Annotated in this window: 1 pseudogene; it reads right to left on the bottom strand. The window is 35.2% G+C overall.

Annotated features, from left to right (window positions below):
* A pseudogene (locus tag AC2D6V_RS15380) lies at positions 1–631 on the bottom strand (FG-GAP-like repeat-containing protein); the annotation flags it as partial.

Here is a 631-nt window from a genome sequence, read left to right on the forward strand (position 1 = left end):
CCGATATGCCGCATAACTTATAGATTCATTTCTAGCTTCTTCAATAGGTTTGGTAGTTGTAAAGCCATCAAATAAATTTTCATAATTATGAACTGTATTCCCTATAAGATAAGGTCTAGCTTGGTCATCATAAATAGCCCAAGCATCATACATAGCAACACTAGTATGGAATAGATTTCTTGCATGTACAGTTGGGCGAGCATAATCACCACGAATGGCTTCTAATAACGCTTCATTCCATATTCTAGCTACAGATTTATCTTCTAAAGATATAGAAGAACTTAAATCTACATTTAGCACAACAGGTAAACTAGAACATTCTTTAGATTCAACAACAGAGACTGTTCCCAATGGTTCCAATCCCCATTTAACGGTAATAGAGCCAGTTCCTTGACCGTCAATAATTTCGCCTCCAATAACTTGCCATATACTTAGAGCGCCATCTAATAAAGGATAGGTGTATACTTCTGTACTTAAATAACCAGAATTAATATTTCCATCAATTGGTTTAGACTCCAAGTAAGTACAAGAACCATCGTCAACTAAAGCATTAGGGTTATAACTACAAGAATTAGGATCGATACATCCTTCAGCTTTTATACTGGGTTGAATATTGAGAACTTCAAAACCA

This window comes from Algibacter sp. YIN40, assembly GCF_057219435.1.